This window comes from Candidatus Chlorohelix allophototropha (assembly GCF_030389965.1).
Classification (GTDB): domain Bacteria; phylum Chloroflexota; class Chloroflexia; order Chloroheliales; family Chloroheliaceae; genus Chlorohelix; species Chlorohelix allophototropha.
In genome coordinates, this window is sequence record NZ_CP128402.1 from 159,112 (window position 1) to 181,495 (window position 22,384).

The 22,384-nt window shown below is 46.5% G+C and carries 17 protein-coding genes; 10 read left to right on the top strand and 7 right to left on the bottom strand.

Features of this window, described 5'->3' with window-relative positions:
- Nucleotides 1–63: 63 nt before the first annotated feature.
- The 3 genes from ltrA to istA all read right to left on the bottom strand — a co-directional run bounded on the left by ltrA (nt 64) and on the right by istA (nt 5,045).
- Nucleotides 64–1,749: a group II intron reverse transcriptase/maturase gene (gene ltrA / locus OZ401_RS25155; RefSeq protein ID WP_341472158.1), complete on the bottom strand. Its 1,686-nt coding sequence runs from the start codon at nt 1,747–1,749 to the stop codon at nt 64–66.
- Nucleotides 1,750–2,727: 978 nt separating this feature from the next.
- Nucleotides 2,728–3,525 carry an IS21-like element helper ATPase IstB gene (gene istB, locus OZ401_RS25160; RefSeq protein WP_341467826.1) on the bottom strand — a complete coding sequence of 266 codons (798 nt, stop codon included), beginning with the start codon at nt 3,523–3,525 and terminating at the stop codon, nt 2,728–2,730.
- Entirely contained in the window at nt 3,522–5,045 is a 1,524-nt protein-coding gene (gene istA, locus OZ401_RS25165) for an IS21 family transposase (protein WP_341467827.1), read from the bottom strand. Before istA ends, istB begins: the two co-directional genes overlap by 4 nt.
- Nucleotides 5,046–5,189: 144 nt before the next feature.
- Here istA and OZ401_RS25170 point away from each other — a divergent pair, with 144 nt between their 5' ends.
- From OZ401_RS25170 to OZ401_RS25210, 9 genes are all read left to right on the top strand, one after another.
- Nucleotides 5,190–6,458 (top strand): radical SAM protein, encoded by a 1,269-nt coding sequence (locus OZ401_RS25170; RefSeq protein ID WP_341472159.1) that lies wholly within the window; start codon nt 5,190–5,192, stop codon nt 6,456–6,458.
- Complete coding sequence (locus OZ401_RS25175; protein WP_341472160.1) at nt 6,452–7,804, top strand: radical SAM protein; 1,353 nt, start codon at nt 6,452–6,454, stop codon at nt 7,802–7,804. The genes OZ401_RS25170 and OZ401_RS25175 overlap by 7 nt, the downstream gene beginning before the upstream one ends.
- Nucleotides 7,805–8,478: 674 nt before the next feature.
- Complete coding sequence (locus OZ401_RS25180; protein WP_341472161.1) at nt 8,479–9,099, top strand: CpXC domain-containing protein; 621 nt, start codon at nt 8,479–8,481, stop codon at nt 9,097–9,099.
- 263 nt (nt 9,100–9,362) lie between these two features.
- Nucleotides 9,363–10,343, top strand: coding sequence for an AAA family ATPase (locus tag OZ401_RS25185; RefSeq protein WP_341472280.1), 981 nt, complete (start codon nt 9,363–9,365; stop codon nt 10,341–10,343).
- A gap of 98 nt (nt 10,344–10,441) precedes the next feature.
- A complete protein-coding gene (locus tag OZ401_RS25190) occupies nt 10,442–11,305 on the top strand; it encodes a ParB/RepB/Spo0J family partition protein (RefSeq protein WP_341472162.1) in 864 nt (287 codons plus the stop codon).
- A gap of 228 nt (nt 11,306–11,533) precedes the next feature.
- Nucleotides 11,534–12,949 (top strand): ATP-binding protein, encoded by a 1,416-nt coding sequence (locus OZ401_RS25195; RefSeq protein ID WP_341472163.1) that lies wholly within the window; start codon nt 11,534–11,536, stop codon nt 12,947–12,949.
- Between the two features lie 342 nt (nt 12,950–13,291).
- A complete protein-coding gene (locus OZ401_RS25200; protein WP_341472164.1) occupies nt 13,292–13,747 on the top strand; it encodes a hypothetical protein in 456 nt (151 codons plus the stop codon).
- 201 nt (nt 13,748–13,948) lie between these two features.
- Nucleotides 13,949–14,938 carry a helix-turn-helix domain-containing protein gene (locus tag OZ401_RS25205; protein ID WP_341472165.1) on the top strand — a complete coding sequence of 330 codons (990 nt, stop codon included), beginning with the start codon at nt 13,949–13,951 and terminating at the stop codon, nt 14,936–14,938.
- A gap of 161 nt (nt 14,939–15,099) precedes the next feature.
- On the top strand, nt 15,100–16,740 hold the full coding sequence (locus OZ401_RS25210; protein ID WP_341472166.1) for an ISL3 family transposase: 1,641 nt from the start codon (nt 15,100–15,102) through the stop codon (nt 16,738–16,740).
- Nucleotides 16,741–16,753: 13 nt separating this feature from the next.
- On the opposite strand, the gene OZ401_RS25215 is transcribed toward OZ401_RS25210, so the two are convergent.
- The 3 genes from OZ401_RS25215 to OZ401_RS25225 all read right to left on the bottom strand — a co-directional run bounded on the left by OZ401_RS25215 (nt 16,754) and on the right by OZ401_RS25225 (nt 19,412).
- On the bottom strand, nt 16,754–18,778 hold the full coding sequence (locus tag OZ401_RS25215) for a recombinase family protein (protein WP_341472167.1): 2,025 nt from the start codon (nt 18,776–18,778) through the stop codon (nt 16,754–16,756).
- Between the two features lie 31 nt (nt 18,779–18,809).
- On the bottom strand, nt 18,810–19,130 hold the full coding sequence (locus OZ401_RS25220) for a DUF5372 family protein (protein WP_341472168.1): 321 nt from the start codon (nt 19,128–19,130) through the stop codon (nt 18,810–18,812).
- Between the two features lie 132 nt (nt 19,131–19,262).
- Entirely contained in the window at nt 19,263–19,412 is a 150-nt protein-coding gene (locus OZ401_RS25225) for a hypothetical protein (RefSeq protein WP_341472169.1), read from the bottom strand.
- A gap of 305 nt (nt 19,413–19,717) precedes the next feature.
- Here OZ401_RS25225 and OZ401_RS25230 point away from each other — a divergent pair, with 305 nt between their 5' ends.
- A complete protein-coding gene (locus OZ401_RS25230) occupies nt 19,718–20,218 on the top strand; it encodes a hypothetical protein (RefSeq protein ID WP_341472170.1) in 501 nt (166 codons plus the stop codon).
- Between the two features lie 20 nt (nt 20,219–20,238).
- Here OZ401_RS25230 and OZ401_RS25235 read toward each other — a convergent pair whose 3' ends face one another.
- Nucleotides 20,239–21,942, bottom strand: a complete 1,704-nt coding sequence (locus OZ401_RS25235; protein WP_341472171.1) for a M91 family zinc metallopeptidase — start codon at nt 21,940–21,942, stop codon at nt 20,239–20,241.
- Nucleotides 21,943–22,384 lie beyond the last annotated feature (442 nt).

Below are 22,384 nucleotides of genomic sequence, written 5' to 3' on the forward strand. Positions count from 1 at the left end.
GAACGAACCGTGCGTCCTTTCGACGCAATTCGCTCAAGCAAATCACTAACTACTTGTCTTCAGTTACTCCTCGTCCTCAACCTTTTCTTTGGCATGAAGTTGTTGGTGGCAAAAGAGATGTACCAAACTAAGATTTTCATAACGGTTTTTACCCCCTTTTGCTTTAGCAATTTTATGATGAGCGTGTAATTCTTCCTCGTTAAAGAGGGTTTGTCGGCAAACCAGGCATAAACCTTGTTGTTTCTGGGCAAGACGTTGTTTGCTGGGTATTAGTTCTTTTATCTTTTTGGTTTGCCGAGCTTTCCAGTAGTCTTTTAATTCTGGGTCGTCTGGCGAAGCTCTTCCTTTAACCAGAATGTGTCTTTCTATCGGGAACCAACTGAATTTGAGCAGATAGCGTTTGGTTTGTTTGTCTCCAAACACCCACACATCCTCTCTGTCCAGATTTAGTTTCCCCCAATAGCGAGCTTTTAGCCACTTCCACGACTTTTTCGGATGACTGCGTTTGACATAGCGTACTTCTCGGTTATACATATAACGATCTAAATCACTAAAACATTTCTTGGCTACCTCAGTTCGATTATAGTTGGCCCATCCGCGAATTATCGGGTTAAGCCGGCTCAACACCGCTTTAACATTTTTACCTTTGAATTGTAGCCATTCTTGCTTTAATCTGTTTCGGAATTTTTGTACTGCCTGCTTGCTAGGTTTGATTAAAAGTTTCCAGCCAGTTTTGGTAGTCCCTGGTTTATGATAGTGTTTAACGTTAAAACTCAGGAAATTAAAACCTTCAGTGAGATGTACTATTCTGGTCTTTTCTTCCGCTAAACTCAAACCGCGTTCAGCTAGCCACTGACTGAGTTCTTGTTTAGCAGCTTGAGCGTCTGCCTGGGTTTTACAAAAAACCACCAGGTCGTCGGCATACTTTACCAGGGCCCGCTTGGAAGGCTTGTACCCGGTTTCGCTCGAGGAGATGCCAAGGGCCTGTTCCATTCCGTGTAAAGTGATGTTTAATAATAAAGGGGAGATTACTCCGCCTTGGGCTGTACCCTGATCCGTTTGGTGGAACACACCCTTTTCAACATAACCAGCTTTAAGCCATTGGCGAATTAGTTCTCGACCAGGAGTAGGACCAAGTGTGTTTAACAAATACTCCTGACAGATATTATCGAACGCACCGGAAATATCAGCATCAAGCACCCACTTTTTGGTGCTTCTGGCGTTGGCGAGGGTATAAATTCTATACATCGCGTCGTGGGTGCCTCGACCCGGTCTGAAGCCATAACTACTGGCTTCAAAACGGCTCTCCCAGCTTGGCTCTAAGGCGTTTTTCACAATAGCTTGCAGACAACGATCTCGAATGGACACTATTCCTAATGGACGCATTTTGCCGTTGGCTTTGGCAATGTATACTCTTTTGGCTGGCTGGGCCTTCCAGGTTTGATATTGACACAGTTCATCCACCAATTTACCCCTGGCGGCTGGGGTTTTGACTACCACTTTGTCCAACCCTGGGGTTTTGGCGCCGTGGTTAATTTGAGTAACCTGTCGTACGCTAACCAGTCGATTAGATTGGCTTCGTAGCATGAGTTTCTGAAGTGAGCGCACTTTCTTGAAGTTGCTCTTACAAGTAGCCCGGAATATGCGCTGTCTCAAGTTACGCACCATCCGCTGAGCTTTTGGCCAGTCGACCATATTCCAGTCGGTTGATGTGTTGGCTCCGTTTGCTAAATTGTTATCAATTTGCATCTAACTTTTACCTTCATTAGTAACTATTACGGCGTAATTCGGGTGGTTTACCAGTATCACGTCAGCCGCCTTTCAGCGAGGGTATCTCCACTTGCTTTGGTGGCCCTATCTGCCCGGTTATGTATTCCCGTTGCCTTACGGCTGGCAGCCTTCGCTTCTTGATACCTCCCTTTCCCACTGTGGATTTGGTTCGCTCTTACGATTGACTTACTGGCTTGTGCCAGACCACATTGGGGTTACTGCGTTCCGCACCTTTGAGATACGATTGGGGTGGGCACTCTCTATACTGCGGGGACCTCTGGTATCCGTTCAACTCCTCCCTGGCTGAGTTTCTCAGTTGGGATAGCTATTCGACTATCACCTCGTCCCAAATATCAGCGTCTATAACCACATTCCGCTGACTGGCTGTGACGCAGCCTCAATGAGAATTCACTTGCGTTTACCCGTCCAATCTTTCCCTGGCCCGGTTTGACCTTGTGGTTAGGTTACTTCCTTAGGCTTTATCTCTAGCTTCGCACCCCACCGTTACCAGTGACGCACGTAGGTATTGGGAACAGGCTTGGATACTAACCTGGAGTAGTTCTTTAGGCTACTCACTCAAAGTGTGCGACCTCGCATCGCAGCAGGGATTCAGCCCACTTTATATTGCCAGCGGTTTAAAAGTCCAGATAGCTTATTGCAAAGTAAAGGGCATTGTTTCAGTTTATTTCACTTATATTACCGATTTTCGCAATTGGGCAGACTCCCTGTTAAAATATGGAGAAGTGAGAAGCTCGTAAAAATATGCTAGGTTAAAGTTGTAGATTGCGGTTGTCAAGACCTAATATTCCGGGCTAAAAATGCATCTGAATTTAACCCACTTTTTTAAGAAAAAGCTCCAGGCAGTGGCCTGTCGCACGCTGGCGTTCGCACAAAAGCCAAGCTTTTGCGCTCAACCAGCTCTTATTAGGCTGAAATAATCTTAGCCTCTTGAAATCTTTAAGAACCAGTTCCCGCTTCCGGTTTCTTTTCTTCTGGTGGAAGTTGCCGACGCTCTAAGCCGTAACTCTCCTTTCCTAAAGTGCGGTAACTGCTACCTCTTAAATAAAAAACTTCTCCGTGATGCAATAAACGGTCAATAATCGCCACCATCAAGGCAGTATCACCACCCTCGATCAGTTCGCCCCAGTTAGAAAGGCTTTTGTTACTGGTAATGATCGTAGCACCTCTGAGGTAACGTCCGCTGATCAGCTCATATAAGGCCGGACCTACACGTGCGTCCATCGGTAAATAGCCCAGTTCGTCTAATACCAACACCTGACATTTCAAAAGCGGCTCTAAAATCCTGGCTATTTCCTGGCGAGTGCTAGCCGCAATCACTTGGTTCGCCAGTTGTTGAGCCGTAATGAACTTTACGGTGTAACCCAACTGCACCATCTTAATTCCGGCTGCAATCGAAAGATGGGTTTTCCCAAGCCCACTTGCCCCGATTAGGAGTAAATTCCCAGCTTTTTCTACAAAACTGCTGTCGAAATAGCGTAAAATCACGCTGCGCTTCAGTTCCGGGTGGCGACTGAAATCGAATTGTTCCAGGCTGGCTTCAAAAGGGAAACTGGCTGAGTGCAAACGCTTTTTGAGTTGGTTCTCCTGACGAGATAGCAACTCTTCGCTTAACAATTCTTCTAAAAACTCCCCGTAATCCATTCCGGTTTCGCGTGCCCGTTCAATCCAATCGCTGTATACCTGTTTTACCCTGCCCAGTTTTAGGCTGGTGAGTTTATGTTCCAGACTATTCATCCCACCGCCCTTTCTATTTCATTTTCCTCAGGTATGGCCGAAAAACGGTTGGCCACCAGTGGTTCGTATTCACTGAGTAGCCGTTCCACCGCTGGTTGAGTGGGCTTGAGGGTAGCGGCATTACTGCCTGAACCCGCTGGCTTGAGTAATAAACCCTTGAGATATTCCGCCCCGTAAAGCTGTTGTTCCGTTGCCAATTCCACCGCCGCCTGGAATTCTTCCAGCCCTACCTGCTGGGCCAGCGCGTATAGTTGGTGGATTTGTTCACTCATGGTGGCTCTTTGCCGTCGACAGATTACCGCCACATACTGGTACACTTGCGGTCCTAAATTTAACAACCAATCCCGCCACACCATGGTTCTGGCTCTGGGTTTGATCTCAAAAGCTTGGGTGTAATGTTCCGGTATTACTAAGCGGCGGTTTCGGGAATAACAACGGGGGTGCTGTGCCACCAGTTCCGTACCCCGCCATAACTTCAGCCATTCCCGATGTATCCGGGCTGTCAGGGTTTGTCCCATTAGTTCCGCCGGTACGCTATATTTGTTGGTCTCAAAAATGACTACCCCTTCCCGGTTTACCACCAGGCTGGTAAATAAACCGTAATCCCGGGCACTAGCAGGCAATGGGCTGAAGTGTTTACGCTCTATTTCCAGTAAGCTACCCGGAATTTCCCCGGTCGCTGCGCATGTACGCTCGTAATTCACTACCCCTAACCATTCTTCCAACTGCCTTACCAGATCCGCCGCATCGTAGAATGTACGACCAGCTAGAAAATTGTTTTTGGTATACTTTACCAAATTTTCTACGGCACCTTTCTGGTTTCCGCTGGCCGGGGCACAGGCTTCCGGGTGAAACTCGAATTCTAGTGCCAGTTTCTGCCACACCGGATGCCACACTGGTTGGTTCTTTTCATCTCGCCTCAGTACCACCGTCTTCATATTATCCGTGGTAATTACCCACGGTACTCCCCCCATCCGGTTGAGGGCTTCCACCAGGCAGCGCACCAGCGTTTCTTCGGCCATATCTTTCTGAAAGCTCACATACATAAAACGCGAGTATTTCAGCCGGGCACAGAAAAAGTAGAAGGTTTGGGGTACACTATCTTGTTTACTGAACAGCACTCCCCGAATTTCACCCCAGTCTATTTGCAAAAACTCTCCAGGTAAGCCCTCAAAACGTATCTGTACCTGATGAGCCTGGTTCTCTCTGGCTTTTTTGAGCTTGCGCACATAGTCATAGAAGGCGGTGGGTCTGCCACAGTAGGGCTGTTTGGGATCTTCCCACGCTAGTTCCAGCATTCTTTTCACTTGTAGTTTTTGTTCTAGCCAGCCTTCAATCTGTTCTTTGAAGACTGCCACACTACTTTCACGATTGGGGCGGGTTTGTACCTTGTCGCTAGGTTCATTTAGCACTCTTTTTACGGTACGGGCATCATGTTGCACTTTGCCCGCAATTACGTTGTAGTTGTCCCCTCGTTTCCGGTGGTACTTTATTGCGCTTCTGGCCATAACTTCTAACATCTCCTTCTCGTAGCTCCTCTCTTCTCACCCTTCTTGCCAATAGTGTTGCTAGAACAACTATTCTACAAAATTGGTCTTCTAAGAGAAACCCAAAACGGCATTTTTATCCCGGAATCCTTTTCCTTTCCTTCCCGTATTCTACACTTGACTTTGGTCGAAGCAAGCCAAGCGCCAGTTTTCGAAAACAATTTAATTTCAAACGATCCGGCATACTGGAAAGAGGTAGCTGAGTTGCGCAATTATGCCGCGCGGGCGCAACAAACCTTAGAGGAGCAGCAAAACCGACCCTTTTCCCCGCTAGGATTGACCCTTTACCTTAGCAATCGCTGCAACCTGTCCTGCGTCTATTGTTTTGCAGAATCCGGGGAGGAACAGCCGCAAAGATTGGTTCCGACAGTTGCACTGGCAGCAGCAAAAATTGTAGCGGAAAACTGCTTGATAGAGAAATACCCTTTAACAGTTGCTTTTACTGGCGGTGGTGAACCTACTCTGGAGCAACCTATATTGGATACTCTGTTGGATGGGTTGGAACAACTGACTACTGAATATGGTCTGGCTTTATTCCGGTATATTTCGACCAATGGGGTTATGGAGGAGGCAAGAGCAAGGTGGTTGGCACAGCGTTTTGACTTGATCAGCCTTTCTTGCGACGGTCCCCCTCCAGTACAGGCGGTTCAGCGACCACTACGGAATGGATGTGATAGCTCTCCAAAAATGGAACGGACGGCGCAAATCGTGCGTGAATCGGGAAAAACACTGCATGTCAGGGTTACGGTTACGCGACAGACGCTATTTCTACTGCCCGCTATTTCCAGATATTTGTGCTGCCAGATCGAACCAAAGGAAATAAACGTGGAGCCAGTTTATCGGGGTGGGAGAGCCACGGGTGTTCTCGAACCGGAAATGGCAGGGGACTTTGTAGAAGCTTTTCTGGAAGCAAGAAAAATTGCAAGGGATTATGGAGTTCGCTTGTTAATGTCGGGTAGCCGTCCCGGTGAAATTCATGGTCCATATTGCCAAGTGCTGCGAGATGTATTGCATCTGTTACCAGGGGGCGAAGCTACAGCCTGTTTCAAGACCGCGCACACCACTCGGCACGGTCAAAATGATTTTTTGATAGGTCAGTTTGAGAAAAATGATGGGGTTTTCAATATAGACCAACCAAAAGTTCGGATGCTGAGGCAAACTTTACAAAATACCATTCCTCAATGCTCAAGCTGTTTTAACCTCTATCACTGTGCGCGTGGTTGTCCAGATTTTTGCGTGTTGGAAGAGAATATACCAGAAAAGAGTTTTCGCTGTTTGGTTCAACAAATGCTTATAAGTGTTCAACTTCAGGAAATAGCTAATACTATAAAGGAGGATGCCTTCCGTTTGTCAGGAGTAACTGGCAAGGAGGTGGGGCGATGGTAAACCCAGAACAGCTCAATTTTTTTGAATGGTTTTTTAGAAATGCCTCTTCTAAACTAGACTTAGCTGCGTTAAAACGCGATTGGCTGTTGCTGTCACCCAATTACGATATAAACAAGTGGTTACTCCCCTTGCCTCCTTGGGCACAACGTCCTTATAAGGATACAGGTGAACAAGCTTGGAACAAATTATGCCAGAACTTTGCAATTGCCAGCAATAATTCTAAACCGTTTTGCATTTATTTACATGTGCCGTTCTGCTCTAGCAAGTGCGGTTTTTGCGATAGCTATTCCTTTAAATTAGGTGGGCATCAGGCACAACATATTGAGACCTACGTAGAACGCCTGTGTTACGAACTAAGCCTGTGGAGCAACCAAGGTAATTTGCGAGAACGCCCTATCTCAACCGTACACCTAGGTGGTGGCACTCCCACCTTCTTGGGAGAAAAAGGCTTGGTAAGGCTGGTAGAGTGTTGCAAAGAACTCTTTAATATTTCTCCTGATACCGAATGGGCTTTGGAATCCACCGTTGAGTCTCTGACTCCCGGCGTGATAACTGAAATGCACCGCTTGGGCTTTCGGCGATTACATATCGGAGTGCAAAGTCTTGAGGAACCAGTGCGCCTAGAAATAGGGCGCAGAAATACCCCGGACGAAGTAGTGAAGAAAATACAGGATACCCTAGCACTGGGTTGGGTGGTAACGGTTGATCTTGTGTGTGGGTTACCTTATCAGACTCTAGAGGGCTTTATCACCGGTCTTGAAACCTTGCTTGAAGCAGGTGTTGATGGGGTTTCGCTATACGAATTGCTAATTTACCCACAAAATAGCCGATGGGCAGAGAAAAACGAGCTTTCTAAGCAAAACCATTTGCCCAATTTCCTGATGTTCCTAGCCGGAGTGCAAATTCTAGAAATGCGGGGATTTTCAAAAAATCTTTTCAACCATTGGGCTACTTGCCGAGATAAAAATATATATTTTACTTTTCCAACACGCGATGAGGATTTATTAGCAGTAGGAACCATCGCCGATGGTGTTTTTGGGGACTATCATTATAGACACCCTCGTTACGCGCCCTACCTAAGAGATGCCCGAGAAGGTTTACCTGGTCTAGAGGGAGGGCTGAAACGGAATTTTATTGAATCAAGGTTACAGCCATTCAGGGTAGCCCTTTTATCTGGAAAGCTACAACCAGCATTGGTCGAAGAATTAGCTATTTTACACAAGACCGAGTTGATCAAACAATGGCTAGAGCATGGGTTGGTAAAATGGCTGGAAGATAGTAGCCTTGAGTTGACCGGAAGCGGTTCCTGGTTCACTGGTAATCTATTGGCACAACTCTCACAATAACTGGGGTTTTGAGCATAGCTGACAACTTAAGGATTTGACTGACTTATCAAGTACAAAACTAGGAATTTTTAGGCGAATTCCATACCAATTTTGGCTGATATGTTCTTAATTTTCGCAAATCTGACTGCTTTGGCAATTACTACTCGGGCAAATTATAGGCTTTTTGTTGCCAAACAATTATTTTTACTGAAAATTGACCACTTTGAGTGGCATCGTAATTATCTTGACAAATTCAGTTGGAGCTTAAGTTGTCAACTATGGGTTTAGGGAATCAAACTATTGCTACGATAAGAGGTCAACCAAATTAGGATTAAAATCGGTGAAAAACCTCATCGCCCTGATGTTCCTTTTACCAGTACAGATCTTAAAGTGCGCCTACTAGAGGGAATCAAAACAATACTACGATGAGTGGTCAGTACTGAAGTTCTAAAGAGTGGTTAAGGCTTTGTAATAGTAACAACTCTGGGAGGGTCAAATATGTAGGCTTGACTGGTTTGGTAAACTTTAGCAATGACAGCCGAACACGAAAGTATACTACTAAAATTAAAAGAAGAAAACGCATTGCTGCGCCTAACAATTGCAGTGCAGCAAGCAGTCATAGATACGTTTACCCAACAGGCTAAATCCCTTGCATATCTCCCCAAGCTTGTCAGAATTATTGAAAGGAACCGCTCTTGCTTTACCCTGCGCCACAACCTTACCCGCTAGATTGCCCTCAGTGTGGCAAGCCTTTTGAAACACAGGTACACACGATTGTACTGCCCGGTAGCCCTGCTTTTGAGGCGCTCAAGCAAGCGGAGTTGAACCGGAGTACCTGCCCTCACTGCGGGCAAAGTGGTTATCTGCTGGTACCTTTTGTGCTGTACCAACCGGGGCGAGTCACCTGCTTTATTCCCCACTTTCAGGCGATGTCGGAGCAAGCGCGACAGGAGTTGGTGGCACCGTTGGTGAGTATGCTCAGGCAGGTGGCAGGGGAGGAATTTGAGGCAGAGGGACAAGTGCAGGTCGGGGTGAGCGAAAATTACGAGACGATGGTGCAACTGGCAAAGGGCGAGGTAGGGGCAGAGGGTGAGGAAGCCGCCAAACTGCGCTATTTGATCGGTATCCTACAACTGATGTTGCAGGTTGATGCGGTGCAACTGGCTGCCCTGAAAGCGAAGCATCAGGATAAACTCCCTGCTCTGGTAGAACTGGCGGAAGGGTTTGCAGCGCAAGAGAATGGACGCAATCCTGCCATGGTGGAAGCCTTGCAAGCGCTGGCTCTTAAATTAAAAGAGACCACACCAATACCTTAGCATTGGGGTAACAAACAAGGCGCTTGTACTTTTGAAAACAGGAGAGTGTAGTTGTATTATATTTATTTATGTCAAGTTGAAATGAAGCCTAAACAAATTGACTTGCTGCCAAAATAATAGCCATACCGCCTAAACATTGCGATAAATAAATTGCACAATAATTCCATTTCACATCTTCACAAGTTTGTGAAAGTATGTTAAGATATTGCTAGCGAACCTATGTTTTCACGATAAGGAGGTCTATTCTGGAAGAGCCTATTCCCATCCAAGAAGTTGCCCGCCAGTTCGGAGTAAAGCCGGACAGGTTGCGTAGAGCCGCCTGGGATGGTCGAATGCATGCCCGTCGGGTCGGTAATCAATGGCTGGTATTACCTTCGGAGGTTGAAAGGTTTTTAAGGGATGGCCAACGCCGCCCTACCCATTCTAATCCACCTGATGAAGGAGAACATATGACACGTGTTATAGCTATTGGTGTCCCAAAAGGTGGGACGGGCAAGACTACCACGACCATCAATCTAGGAGCGGCGTTGGCTGAACAAGGCAAAAAAGTGCTACTAGTGGACTTTGACCCTCAGGGAAATCTGACTCAAGCAATGGGTTTGCGTCCTGCCGATCTAGAGCATACTGTTTACAGCGCTATCAAATATTTCCTGACCCGCTTCGAGTCACAATTGGAACTCGCTATCCAGAATGTCGCTCCCAATATTGACCTAGTACCAACCAGCGCGCGTTTAAATCTTGCAAACGATGAATTAGCTGTAGCGATTCAACGGGAGCAAGTTTTAGAAAAACTTTTGGCACCAATAGCCTCCCGCTACGATTTCATCCTGATTGACACTCTACCCTATCTGGGAGTATTGGTGGTAAATGCTCTAGTAGCGGCTAATGAGGTCATCATTCCATTACAAGCTGAATATTTAGCCACTGAATCGGTTTCTTTAATTCTTGACCAGGTTCAGCTTATGCGTCGTTCCGGTCTTAACCCGAAACTACAGATAACTGGTATTCTATTGACGATGGTTGATCAGCGAGTGGTTATAAATCGCGAGGCAGTTGCATATTCGCGTAAAACCTTCGGTAGCAAAGTGCCTGTTTTTGATACGATGGTCAAACGTTCGGTGAGGTTTACCGAATCACAGGCTCGCCATCAGAGTATTTTGCAATATGACCCAAATTGTGAAGGGGCAAAAGCATACAGAGCACTGGCGGCAGAAGTGCTGTCCAGCAAAGTAACCGTAAAGTAGTTGCTTTTAGGTAACCCGGCAATCCTCTAAAGAATTGCTTTTTAGAAATAAGATACGAAATTCATCGCAAATAGGGATGAACAATCTGGAGGTAATGTTTGGCAAAGCGTAAAAGTTTCGGTTTTGGACAGAGCACAAGGATAGAGGACGAGCAGGCACGCCTGGAAGACCTAGAGGCTCTTATTGCACCACGCCAGACCGTGGTACAGAATTTGCCAATAGCCCGCATTCGCCCAAACCCTTACCAACCGCGGCGACGCTTTGAAGATTTGGAAGACCTTGCTGCCTCTATTACAGCACAGGGGTTTATCAGTCGGCTGAGAGTGCGCCCAGATTCTTCCCAGGATGGCTATTTCCAGTTGGTTTACGGGGAGCGACGTTTACGCGCCGCCGCTATCGCTGGGTTGGAAAATGTGCCGTGTGAAATCTCTGATCACTCGGACGAGGAAATGATCGAGATAGGTCTGGCAGAAAATATTCAGCGTCGAGATCTTGATCCTCTTGAAGAAGCAGATGCTTTTAGAACTCTTACCGAGGAGATGGGTTACTCTATCCGGGGGCTGGCCGAGAAAATCGGGAAGGACAAAAGTTATATCGAGAATCGGTTGGCTTTACTTAAAGCGCCAGAGGATGTCCGAGAGATGGTAGCTCGTCGTCCTGACACACTCAGAGCTGCCCGCGAGATTTCGCATCTGGAAAATCCGGAGGAACGCCAGATCCTGATAAACGGGGTACTTTCCAGGGAAATCACCACTGAGGGCATCAGAGAAAGGTTGCGCCATTCTCCTGGCAAATTGCCAGAAGGAGAATACCGCGTGGTGATATCAATTATACGAAAGTGGCAGACGACAGCAGGACAAGATCAGGTGATAGACGGGGAGTTATTAGGATATGTAAGACAATTACAGAACGATCTTACCCGCCTAGAAGAACAATTAAGCAGGGTCAACGGTGAGATATAGGTAAGAGTTAGTTGATTTGTTATGATTTTCACATATGTCTGTATATACAGACACTTTTGGAAGTTTTTACAAAATAGAGTTTGTGAAATCACTTTAAGTATTGTTATAAATCTCACATATGTCTGTATATACAGACAGTTACGGCATTTGTTGGAAAATAGTTAGTTAGAATCCCGCACTAATCCCGCATTGGTAACGGGAATAATGCGGGATTAATAGGCAAAGAGCATGCAGTCGTTATTGGAAACAGAACTCAGAAAGCTGATTAAAGAAGGGGAAAGCTCTTCGGTAGAGTTAAAACTAAACGCCCCTCGCCCCACCGAGTTGGCCGAACGTATTGCTGGTCTATCCAATGCCAAAGGCGGCTATATTATTATAGGTGTGGAAGATGCAACCTTACGGATAGTCGGCACTGACCCCTCTCCGACTATTGACACTCTCTACCGAGCCACCCGCTTTATTACGCCTATGTTTGAATTCACCCCACATGAACCAGAAGTATTTAACCTAGACGGGAAAAAAGTGGTAGTAGCCACCATTCCCCCCAGCACCGGTCCGATTTACCAAGCTAGTGGTGTTTTCTGGGTGAGACGTGGTACTAATACGCACCCTCTTACTATGGACGAGGTCATGCGGCTGGCTAATGAAAGGGGAATTCTGCATTGGGAACTACAATCGGCAACAGGTACTACTATGTCGGATCTAGATATGCAAAAGGTTGGGTTGTTCTTGAAGCAGAGGGAGGCTTTTAAGCAGCAAGAATACCAGAATCGATTCGATACTCCGGAACGAATACTATTAGCGCTTAAATGCGCGGTTGAGCAAAACAATCTCGTAATACCCACAAACGCTGGCTTGTTATTCTTTGGCTATGAGCCACAGTTGTACCTGCCTCATACTGAAATCTCTTGCGTATTGTTGAAGGATGAACTGGGCACAGGCGGCTTTCTGGATAGGCGGGTTGTAACTGGGACATTGCCAGAATTGATAGACGGTTGTATCGCTTTTTTGAACCGACATATGACAGTGGCTGGAGAAATCAGCGGCTGGAAGCGGCACGACTATCCGGAACATGCCATTGGTGCGCTCAGAGAAGCTATAGTAAATGCGGTGGTACATCGGGATTACAGCCGCCATGGAGAGCGGATTCGGCTATTCTTCTATCCAGATCGGATCGAGATACACAGCCCTGGTCTGCTTATGCCCGGTATAAAAGTAGAGATGATGGAACGAGGAAAGGTGATCTCTCGCCTACGCAATCCCATTCTGGCACAGTTACTGAGCCGATGGCCAGGTGGCTACATTGAGCAACTTGGCAGTGGTGTGCGCTTTATGCTAAATGAAACCAAACGGTTGGAACTTCCGACACCAACCTTTAGGGAGATGGAAGAATTCATCGTTACGTTCCAAGGGCGTGGGTTGTTAAAACCTCCGCCAGAAGAGGTAGTAGGTGGGAGTCAAGAAAGCCGATTGAGAATTGCCATGCAGTATGTGCATCAGCACGGTTCACTAACATCACCTATGTACTCCAAGATAGCCGGAGTTGCGGAACGCACCGCGCAAAAAGACCTAGAACTTTTAATTGAAAGGGGTGTTCTGAAACGGGTTGGGAAGACTAAGAGCAGCCGATATATTATGCCTTAAGAATTTGGGACTCGCATGATGAACAAATCATGGGGTATAATGCCGTAACAATACTTTGGACAAGCTCACCTGATATCAACTTCAAAATTAGAATCCTTATGTACGGTGTGGGGTATCGGCTGCAACTCGAAATTATAGAGATAAGGTTACCGGCGTTGTACCGGTCAGCCAAAAAAGGCTTATAAAACCGAAAATCCCGGTTTGCTTGGCGGCCTAGCGGGATTTTCTCTAAAACTTGCCCTATCAGGGAGGGTTTTGTGTTATCTTTTCCTGAGGATTTGTCCTCTCACGTAAAAGATTAACATAAGCATGACTCCATGTCAAGGGCTAGGGGTGTAGTTTATGCTCAATTTTCTGACATTGGGTTGTATTAGTCCAAAGCATTTGGGCATGGTCACTCCGATGTGGACAGCACATTACGAGTGGCTTGGCGTAGGCTATGTTTCTTCCTACCCGGCACTTCTGCCTAGAATAACCTCCCGCCCCAAAGAAAATAGCGCTTGGAGACACCTCTTCAGCTTTCTTAAAGCTGCCTGGAAGCAGCCATCCGAAAGAGTCGGAGAATTAACCCTAGAAAATACCCTGGGCTCTGCCATGAGGCACAGTTCAATCACAATAAATCCCGTTCTGCCGGAGGTAATAACAATTATAGTTAATCGTCTCCAGCAAGCAGAAGGGAAACATGATCGGGAATACCGATCTATGACCTATATTGATATCTGGGCATTATCCTATGACCATATCTGCCTGAAAGTAGGAAGGTGCGATAAGGGAGGGTTAGAAAAAGCAGGCAACTAAAAATTGTAGTGAAAAGCTAAAACAAAATAAATTGACGAAAATTCGAGGTAAATAAAAATTGGGTTGTGTTACAGCACAGCCCAACCTAAGCAAAGATTTTCGTTTTTTCCGGCATCAGAGTGTGACCCATGGTTCCCAACCCCTGTAACACACGCTGAGTGCATGTTTTTCTTTTGCCTAAAAATACAAGGAGATTTTACTATGAAAACCGCGCAAAATGCAATAGCGTCAAACGGTGAGTTTTTAAATAAGTATTCACAAGGTCTGGTAGAGAAAGAAACCTGTGGGCAATTTATACAGATTCCAGTGGAGTTACTAGATTATGATATAAGCGCCCCCGCTTTCAAGCTGTATGTGGCACTGTTACGATATGCCCGGCAGTTTAAAGCCTGCTGGCCCAGCCACCAACGTTTAGCTAGAGATATGGGTCTGAAAGTGCGTCGAATCAGCGATCTGCTGAAAGAGTTAGAGTTAGCCGGAGTAATTGGCATCGAAAGCCGTGCCAGCGAAGGGCAAACCAATATCTACCAACTTTACATAACTACTGAGAAGCCTGATACAAAGCGACGGAAAAATGCCACATCCTCTGCAGAAAATAGCTCTAGGAATAAGCAGGATTTTGCAGAAGTAGGTATGCAGAAAAGTGCAGACGAATCACATGAAAAGAAAATACATGAAATACATGATCATACACATGTAGAATCGACTTCCGAAAAAAATGAGGAACAGATTGAGCAAGTGTGTGATGATTCCTCTAAGGTCAACTTACAGGTAAAGGATAGCGATAACTGCTCCCATACTCAACGGAATAATATTCAATCTATGAGAAACAATGGTGGCGAATCTGAATCATTGCTTCCGCTGCTCTTGGAGCAGGGCATCTCTAAGTTCAGAGCTCCTATCCTAGCGCAACTGGCTAGGGATAACGGACGTAGCAGAGCCGATATTGTGAAGCTAATTGAGCGAGTACAAGCAGACAATCGTATTAATAACCATCCAGCTTATCTGGCTCGTATGCTTGAGTTGGATCAATTTACGGTAGCAGATGCGAACAGAGTAACTGACATGAGTTCTGCAAAGCGTAAAGGACAGTATCCGACCCCAAATAACAAAAATACTGGAAGCTGCATTGACTGGAGTAAATATCTGCCGGGAGGAAAATATGCCTACCTAGCAACAGGGATGGATTAGAAATCAAGGTTGTCTTAGGTGGGCAAAAAGGCTAAAAACTGGGAAATCTGGTATATTATCAGGGCTCTTAATCACTTTTGATGATCCAAATTAGTATTGTCAGTTCAGGTATAATTTAGGACAAAAAGACTAATACTAATAGAGGAAATAATTGGAAACAAATGACTGCTATTTCTATTGACCTAGAATCACTTTTACCTGAGCTTAAACACTTGCATTTAGATAGAGTAGAAATCAAATCACATCTTATTAACCTTGAGTTAGTTTCTACCAACCCAATAGTGCTTTGCCCGCTGTGTGGTAACAAAACCAGACAAGTTCATAGCCACTACACTCGGCGGGTTGAAGATTTACCCTGGAATGCTATTTCAGTATTACTAACTTTGAAGCTAAGACGCTTTTTTTGTATCAATCCAAGCTGCAAGCGGAAGATTTTTGTAGAAAGGCTGGCACCGACGATAGCGGTTTACGCTCGACGAACCGGACGCTTATGGCAGAAATTAACTGAACTAGCCTTTGAACTGGGCGGACAAGCCGGGGCTTCAGTTTCTGATAGATTAGGGATGGGTCTAAGACCTTCCAGCCTGCTGCGTAGTATTCGACGAAGCCCCTTGCCACAGGAAGGTTTAATCAAGATGGTTGGGATCGATGATTGGGCTATTCGTAAAGGTCAAGCGTATGGCACCATTGTGATTGACCTAGAACGTCACCGACCAGTAGCCTTATTGCCAGATCGTACCAAAGAAACCGTGGTAAGTTGGTTGGAGAAGCATCCTGAAATCGCGCTTATTAGCCGGGATCGCGCCAGTGCTTATTCTCAGGCAGCAGCTTTAGCAGCACCTCAAGCGGTGCAGGTAGCCGATAAATTTCATTTATTACAAAATCTAGCAGAGATGCTGCAACGAGTTTTTGAAGGTAATAGTAAAGCCTTAGGAACAGTAGCCTTGCGAATAGCGGAATTAGAAAGAGAAGATATCGGGGCAACTTCTGTTGCCATTCCACCCCTTAGCAATGATGAAAATGTGAAATTAGAAACAGTTGGAAACCATACAGAGGTAGAAAAGGAATTTGCCAGTACAGCACCAGTAGAAAACCAACCGACTTCGATTAGTCAACGTCAACTTAACTTTGAACAGGTGAAAGAGTTACATCAGCAGGGTTACTCTCAAAGGGCGATTGCTACTCACTTGGGTTTACATCGTAAAACGGTAAAAAGATACACTCAAGCAGAGCAACTTCCAAAGCGGGATCCAGAAAGAGTGGCAGTACTTTCTTCGGTCACACCTTATCTGCGGTATTTAACCGAGCGGTGGCAATCAGGTTTTTACAATAAACGACAGTTGTGGCTGGAAATAAGGGAGCAGGGTTATACTGGAACCGTTTTCAGTGTTTATCGGGCTATGGCAAAATTTCCTGCTCCTGAATCTAATGGGTTAGAAAGCTCTGATCGTTTACCAAAATTGCGACTGCGGTTGCGCCCACTCTCCGCTAGACGAGCTACCTGGCTGTTACTCCACGAAGATAAGAAGCTTAAACCAGCAGATTTATTAGTCCGTCAGGTTTTGCTGCAATTACATCCACAGGCCTTAGCGGTGCAGGAACTGGCGCAGCGTTGCAAGGTATTGCTGAGGGAGCATCTGGTAAAAGAGTTGGATGAATGGTTACTTTTAGCTAAAGAGAGCCACATTGGTGAGTTCGAACGATTTGCTGCTAGTCTAGAGCGAGATTACGAAGCGGTGAAAGCCGGGGTAGCGCTGGAAATCAGTAACGAGCGTCCTGCATACTGCACCTCCTGTGCTTAATTGAAACACAATTTTAGCTTTTTTTACGACCTCGAGCCTGGGAAGTCAGTGGCGTTTGAAGAGGACGAAATAAGCAACTTCCCCGCTCATCATAACTTACGCCCTCCAACAACTTACGCTGCTGCCAGCGATAGATGGTCGCTCCGGTCACGTTAAGCTGCCGCGCTAACTCTTCGGCGCTTACCCAGCCTTCAGCCAGCTTGCGGCTGTAAAAATCTTTCAGACCATGTTTGCGCCGCAGAGCACTAACCAGACTGGTGGTAAAACTCAAACCAGCAAAAGTCTTGTAACCAGCTTTATTCATTTGTACAGCTACCTGCGAGTCACGGTAGTCATTTAGTAAACGATCGATTTCTGCCAGGGTCTGTACTGGTGTTAGACGGGATTGGGCAAACGCTGGTGGTAAGGCCACTTCAATGCTACGAGTTGCCCCACCAACAAACCGAATGTGAGCCGTAAGACAAGTTGTTTTTAAGACGGTAACATCACTGACCACCAAGCGGAGTATCCGTTTACGTTCCCGCACTGGGGTTGTCGGGTCGTTCCAAAACCGTGGGAATTGCTCCAACATTTGGCTCATTTGCTCACTTTCCTTGCGACTGACCTCGCTTTCCTGTTGCTGCTGTTGTTGCGCCAGGGCTTGCTGTGCACTAGCGAGGTCGCGCAATTTGGCATTCCATTCCGCCTCAAGCAAGTCAGCCACCAACCGGTTGTCGGGGTCTACCCGCATAAAACGTCTGCCAGCCAAATCAGCCGCGTATTGTGCCCGTTCTACCTCCATTTGGCGCAAATGTTCAGCTTCGCTCAACTGACTGCATAGTTCCGCGTGCCACTGCAAAACTTGATTAACCAAAGCTGGTGTCAACATTTCCAGCAAAACTTGACCAATTGCCGCATCTAAATCGCGTCCTAAAAACCTCTGGCAGGGTGCCGTTCCTGCACTAATCCCGGCTTTTTGGCAAACATAGTCTGGCACGACCCGCTGCCCACCGCGCTGGTGATAGCGTACCGTCATCCGCTCACCGCACTGCCCACAAATTACCAGCCCTTGCAATAGGGCTGGTCCTTCCCTAGGTGGATTTAAGTGCTTGGGAGTATACGCCTGGCTGTTAGCGCGTAGTTGGCTTAAATGACCCTCGTATTCTTCCCAACTAATGTAAGCCGGATGGGCATCCTTGATCATTACCTGCCACTCCTCTTGTGCTAAAGCCACAATATGAATTTTGCCATCAGCAGTTTTGTTGGTTCTGGTACGACCAAAGACAAAAGCCCCGGCGTAAACCGGATTATGCAGCACTCGCAATACATCATCGTGTCTCATATCATTCCAGACCAGTTCCCCCTTATGCACGCCTTTACTTAAACGGCGCGGGAAAGCAAGGTTTTGTTGGCGGAAAGCACGCACAGTCGCACTGGCAGTGCCGGTACGTCGGAAAGTCTGGAAAAGGAGTTTAATAGTCGCCTGGGCTTGCTTGTCGGGGTCAAGCACCACCCGATTATCTTCAGTATAGCAAAAACCGATTGGCAAATGCAGTTTTAGTTCAGCCCGCCTGGCTTTATTTAAGATACCACCGAGTAAGCGTGCTCGCAAGATATACAACTCGGCTTCACTCATGGTGCCTTTTAGTCCCAGTAGAAGCCGGTCATTGAAAGTAGCTGGGTCATACAAGCCATCTTCATCGAGAATGAGTGTGCCAGTCAGGGCACAAATTTCAAGGAGATGATGCCAATCACTTGAACTGCGTGCCAACCGTGATACTTCCAGACCGAGAACCAGCCCAACTTTACCTAAACCGACTTCCGCTACCAGTCGTTGAAAGCCTACCCGGTCACTGGCAGAAGTGCCAGAATGACCTAAATCTTGATCCAGCACCACAATCCGTTCGGCAATCCAACCAAGTGCGATAGCACGGTCACGCAAGGCATATTGCCTGGCCGTACTTTCGCGATTTTCAAGGACTTGCTGCAGAGTACTCTGGCGGACATACAAACAAGCTAACCTTTGTAACTGGCGCGGTTTAATTTCCTGGGCGTTCATAACCTACCTCCTGAAGAACCTTGTGGCAAACCTACTCAAATTGGGGTTTGGGGAAGTGATTATCCCAGTTTTCAAGAAATTGAACCAGTTTCCGCAGGTCACTAAGGCGGAGAAGAGCTTGACCGCCAGTTAAACGGGTAAAAGGGTCAAGTGGCGCCTGGTCAGTCCAGGCGGCGGGTAACGAACGAAGTTTAGTCGAGGAAGGGTCAAGGAAGAAAACCCGGCTTTCACCGTAAGTGTTAGTTTTAGAAAGAAGCACGAAGCGTTGACCAGTCAATGGGTGAAAAGGATGGGTAACCTGAAAATATTCATCTTCATTGAGTTGATTGGGTATATTTGGCGACCCGTTCAAATGGTCAGACAGAAGGTCAGGTTAATCGTTTAAAATGGTTGAAAAGAGCCATGTTTGGTAGGGCGAAGCTCGATTTACTGAGCCACAGAGTACTATATCAGCGTACTGCTTAAGGTTTGCTAATTTGGATCATCAAAAGTGATTAAGAGCCTGAGCTTTGTCCCAAGAAGTTGCGGCTACACTGTACCAGGAAATTTCTATAGCACCGGATGAGCGTCCAACTTGTTTGGGCGCGAGAACGGTGACCGCATCGCCAAAGCGAGGCGGAAAACCCTTCGGCAAAACGCTCCACCCAAACTGCCCCAACTGGATTGGCTTTTTAGTACCTGCTCATTGGCACCTCTGGTACACTTCCCCCGCTACTTTCTTGTCACTCTTGCCGCGATTTCCCTTTCAGTATACCCCGCGAAATGACATCCGTGGCCGCCGACCAACGGTGTGATAACACGCTGGGAAAATTTTGCCAATATGAGCTATTACCGCACATTTACCGCGCATGTACTCTAGCATGAGGTTATAGATACACTGTAGCATTTCCGGCAGTAGGATGGGAATGCTACCGCTATATAATAAAGAGGGGTGGAATAATGACCGATAATAAACAGGTCGAGAAGATATACCACCGAGCTATACAACTTTTCAAGGAGGGAATAACCGGAGATAAGCTGGTGCAAGAATCCGGCAAAGTGGAAACGCCAATACCGATTGTTGGCGCTACCTTACAGATAGAAGGCTGGTTTGTGGGAATTACGATAGAAAAGCATATAACCGGCTTTCTACAGTTGGCTGCCAATTCTCAACTAATCCGGTACTCTACTTTCCAGCGTCGCCCGGGGTCTATAGAGGGTTGTCCCTCCGCCGAGTTCTGGCTTGATAAGGCGACCATTACTAACAAGGTTCGAACTTTAGCGGTTGCCGGGGAAACATTAACCCAACCGGTTCTAAGCTATGATCGCTCTCCTTCCCGGTTGGCCTGGTTGGTAAAAGCGGTCAATCCAGAAGGACAGGTTAGAGCAATTTATGTAACCGGAGATTATGTTTACGTTGGTTCTGATTCAGATGACTCCACCATTGGTGGCAGCTTCTAACCAGGATTGCCCAAGCTAGCCTAATGGAGGGCTACCTTTTTTTTCCATGCGTTAAACTTTTTGGGTGTCCATTTTATTTTGAAAGCTTCAACCTCATCTTGTAACTCTTGGTGTCTATCCACATCGAGCAGTTCAGCAGCCTTAGTTTGGCTATGGATTTTAGTATAAAGAGTAAACCATTGGGGTAAATCATACCATGCAGCATCACTCTGGTATAACTCATTGAGCGGCTTTTCTAAGGCGGCTCTGATCGGTCTAACTAAATTTCCTGCCCAGGCAGGAGGTTGATGCCCTTCACGTTCGGTCAGTCCACTTTCGTTACGCAAAGCATTTTCTACATTTTCGATATTGAGCAACTCTTCTGGATTGTCCCAGATCATTGAGTCGGGATTGTTGTTGGTAAGAGGATCCAATAATTCATTTTTTTTGAGAGTGGTTGCGCCTGCCTTAAAATTGGCAGCATGTCCGAGTTCGTGACCCAATGTAACCCAGCTCGGATTAAAAATTTCGTTGCGAGTACCCTTGGCCGCATCCAGGGACTGACCTGGAAATGAGGTTACATATGCTCCTGTTGTGTTAGCATTAAAAGTATACTTTTTGCCGTTGATGGCAAAACCACGGGCTGTTCCACCCCAGGCCGCCTCACGAACGTTCGATAAATGGGTCGAGTCAACGGAAGGGTATTCCGTTGCGTCCAGTGGGGCAGCAAGCGGATCAATAGGGCTGCTTGTTACCTCGGTAACGGCTTCGATGCTACGTAATGGGTCCAAATCCTTAATGCCCAGCGGAGTAGCCTCCGATCCTATCTGCTCTACCAAATCTGGGGAAGCTTTCCTGACATCCTTAGGCAAATTTGTTAGTTTTTCGGAGATGTAAATATTGTTGAGTTTGGCTTGAAGCGACCCTCTTATTTCCCCAGGCTTTGGAGTATTGAGGAAAGTCAGCATTCTCCGACCCGTTGGGCTAGAAAGGATTTTGGCGAGTTCGGCTCGCACACGTTTTTTGTAGGAGGTGGAGCCTAATATCTGAATTTTCCCCCTGTTGTTCACAATTTCTTGCCAGAGAGTTTTTAACTGGGTTTTTTCCGGCTCTAGAAGCCCTATATCATCAAAAGGCAGCACATCGAGCATGTTCTTGGTCGAATCAATCAGTTTTTCGTGCTCTTTTTCAGTAGCACTCGTCAAACTTTTTACGGTGGCATAGTGTGGGCTGGCGCTGAGACGTTGATTAACCCCCGATACCTGATTGAACCAGACATAAATTGCCCGGTCTACCCCTTGTAGCCGGTTCATGGCTGTCTGGTACTGGGCTGCAGTTTTGAGTTTATCGGACACGACCGTATTGTAGTTTTGTACTGCAGTGCCGACTGCTACTAATAAAGCATCGGTTGGATCGAGGTTAGTATAAGTTGCAGCCTCAGGCAAAGTCCGTTGTATCTCGGGATCAATGGCTCCAATTTGACGGTTTAGCTCTTGAGTCGGGTGGATCTGGTTTGGAAACAGCAGGCGTTGCACGACACGGTTGCCTACTGTGCGCTGAAGGGACAGAATTTTTTCTGGTGTCACCGGGCCTGATATCGCCGGACGCTTGTTTTGAAGTTGTATCAGGTTACTGGTAGACCTAAACTCCGGCGGTTTTTCAACCTGTTCTATCTGGGCAGTTTCTGAAAAAAGCGATTTTCTGTCCGAAGCGGATTTATTATGGGGTTGAGTTTTTTTATCCATAAATTTAATCTTTCTTGGTAGCATCTGATAAAAACATCGGGTAGTTTGTAGTTAAAAACAATAATTGCCGTTTGATCCTCCGATATAAAGCTGGGCGAGTACCTTTTTTATCAGCTACCTGCTGCCCCGCTCCCGGGAGGCAGGCAGCAGCAAGGCATTTGAGCCGAATTCATGGGCGGTCCGCTTACCCAGGCCAGAGTGGTACCATTCAAATTCAAAAAGTTGTTTCCACCGCTTACCGTTAACGGGCTTTGCCATTCTAAAGGAACGCAGCGGGGAAGAATCTTGTTTTTAGATTCACCTATACCCTCTTGAAAGGTATCGAATTCGCTCGGAATGACAGAACCCAGCAGCAAAAGTTACAGAAATCCGAAATTCGCTGGAACACAATTACCACCACGTAATCCAAGTGGTTTTGCGTATATACCTGGCGCAGTAATGC

What these genes read in the sequence shown, in the direction of transcription:
- ltrA (WP_341472158.1), bottom strand. Translation starts at nt 1,749, where the DNA reads ATGCAAATTGATAACAATTTAGCAAACGGAGCCAACACATCAACCGAC.
- istB (WP_341467826.1), bottom strand. Translation starts at nt 3,525, where the DNA reads ATGAATAGTCTGGAACATAAACTCACCAGCCTAAAACTGGGCAGGGTA.
- istA (WP_341467827.1), bottom strand. Translation starts at nt 5,045, where the DNA reads ATGTTAGAAGTTATGGCCAGAAGCGCAATAAAGTACCACCGGAAACGA.
- OZ401_RS25175 (WP_341472160.1), top strand. Translation starts at nt 6,452, where the DNA reads ATGGTAAACCCAGAACAGCTCAATTTTTTTGAATGGTTTTTTAGAAAT.
- OZ401_RS25195 (WP_341472163.1), top strand. Translation starts at nt 11,534, where the DNA reads ATGCAGTCGTTATTGGAAACAGAACTCAGAAAGCTGATTAAAGAAGGG.
- OZ401_RS25200 (WP_341472164.1), top strand. Translation starts at nt 13,292, where the DNA reads ATGCTCAATTTTCTGACATTGGGTTGTATTAGTCCAAAGCATTTGGGC.
- OZ401_RS25205 (WP_341472165.1), top strand. Translation starts at nt 13,949, where the DNA reads ATGAAAACCGCGCAAAATGCAATAGCGTCAAACGGTGAGTTTTTAAAT.
- OZ401_RS25210 (WP_341472166.1), top strand. Translation starts at nt 15,100, where the DNA reads ATGACTGCTATTTCTATTGACCTAGAATCACTTTTACCTGAGCTTAAA.
- OZ401_RS25215 (WP_341472167.1), bottom strand. Translation starts at nt 18,778, where the DNA reads ATGAACGCCCAGGAAATTAAACCGCGCCAGTTACAAAGGTTAGCTTGT.
- OZ401_RS25230 (WP_341472170.1), top strand. Translation starts at nt 19,718, where the DNA reads ATGACCGATAATAAACAGGTCGAGAAGATATACCACCGAGCTATACAA.
- OZ401_RS25235 (WP_341472171.1), bottom strand. Translation starts at nt 21,942, where the DNA reads ATGGATAAAAAAACTCAACCCCATAATAAATCCGCTTCGGACAGAAAA.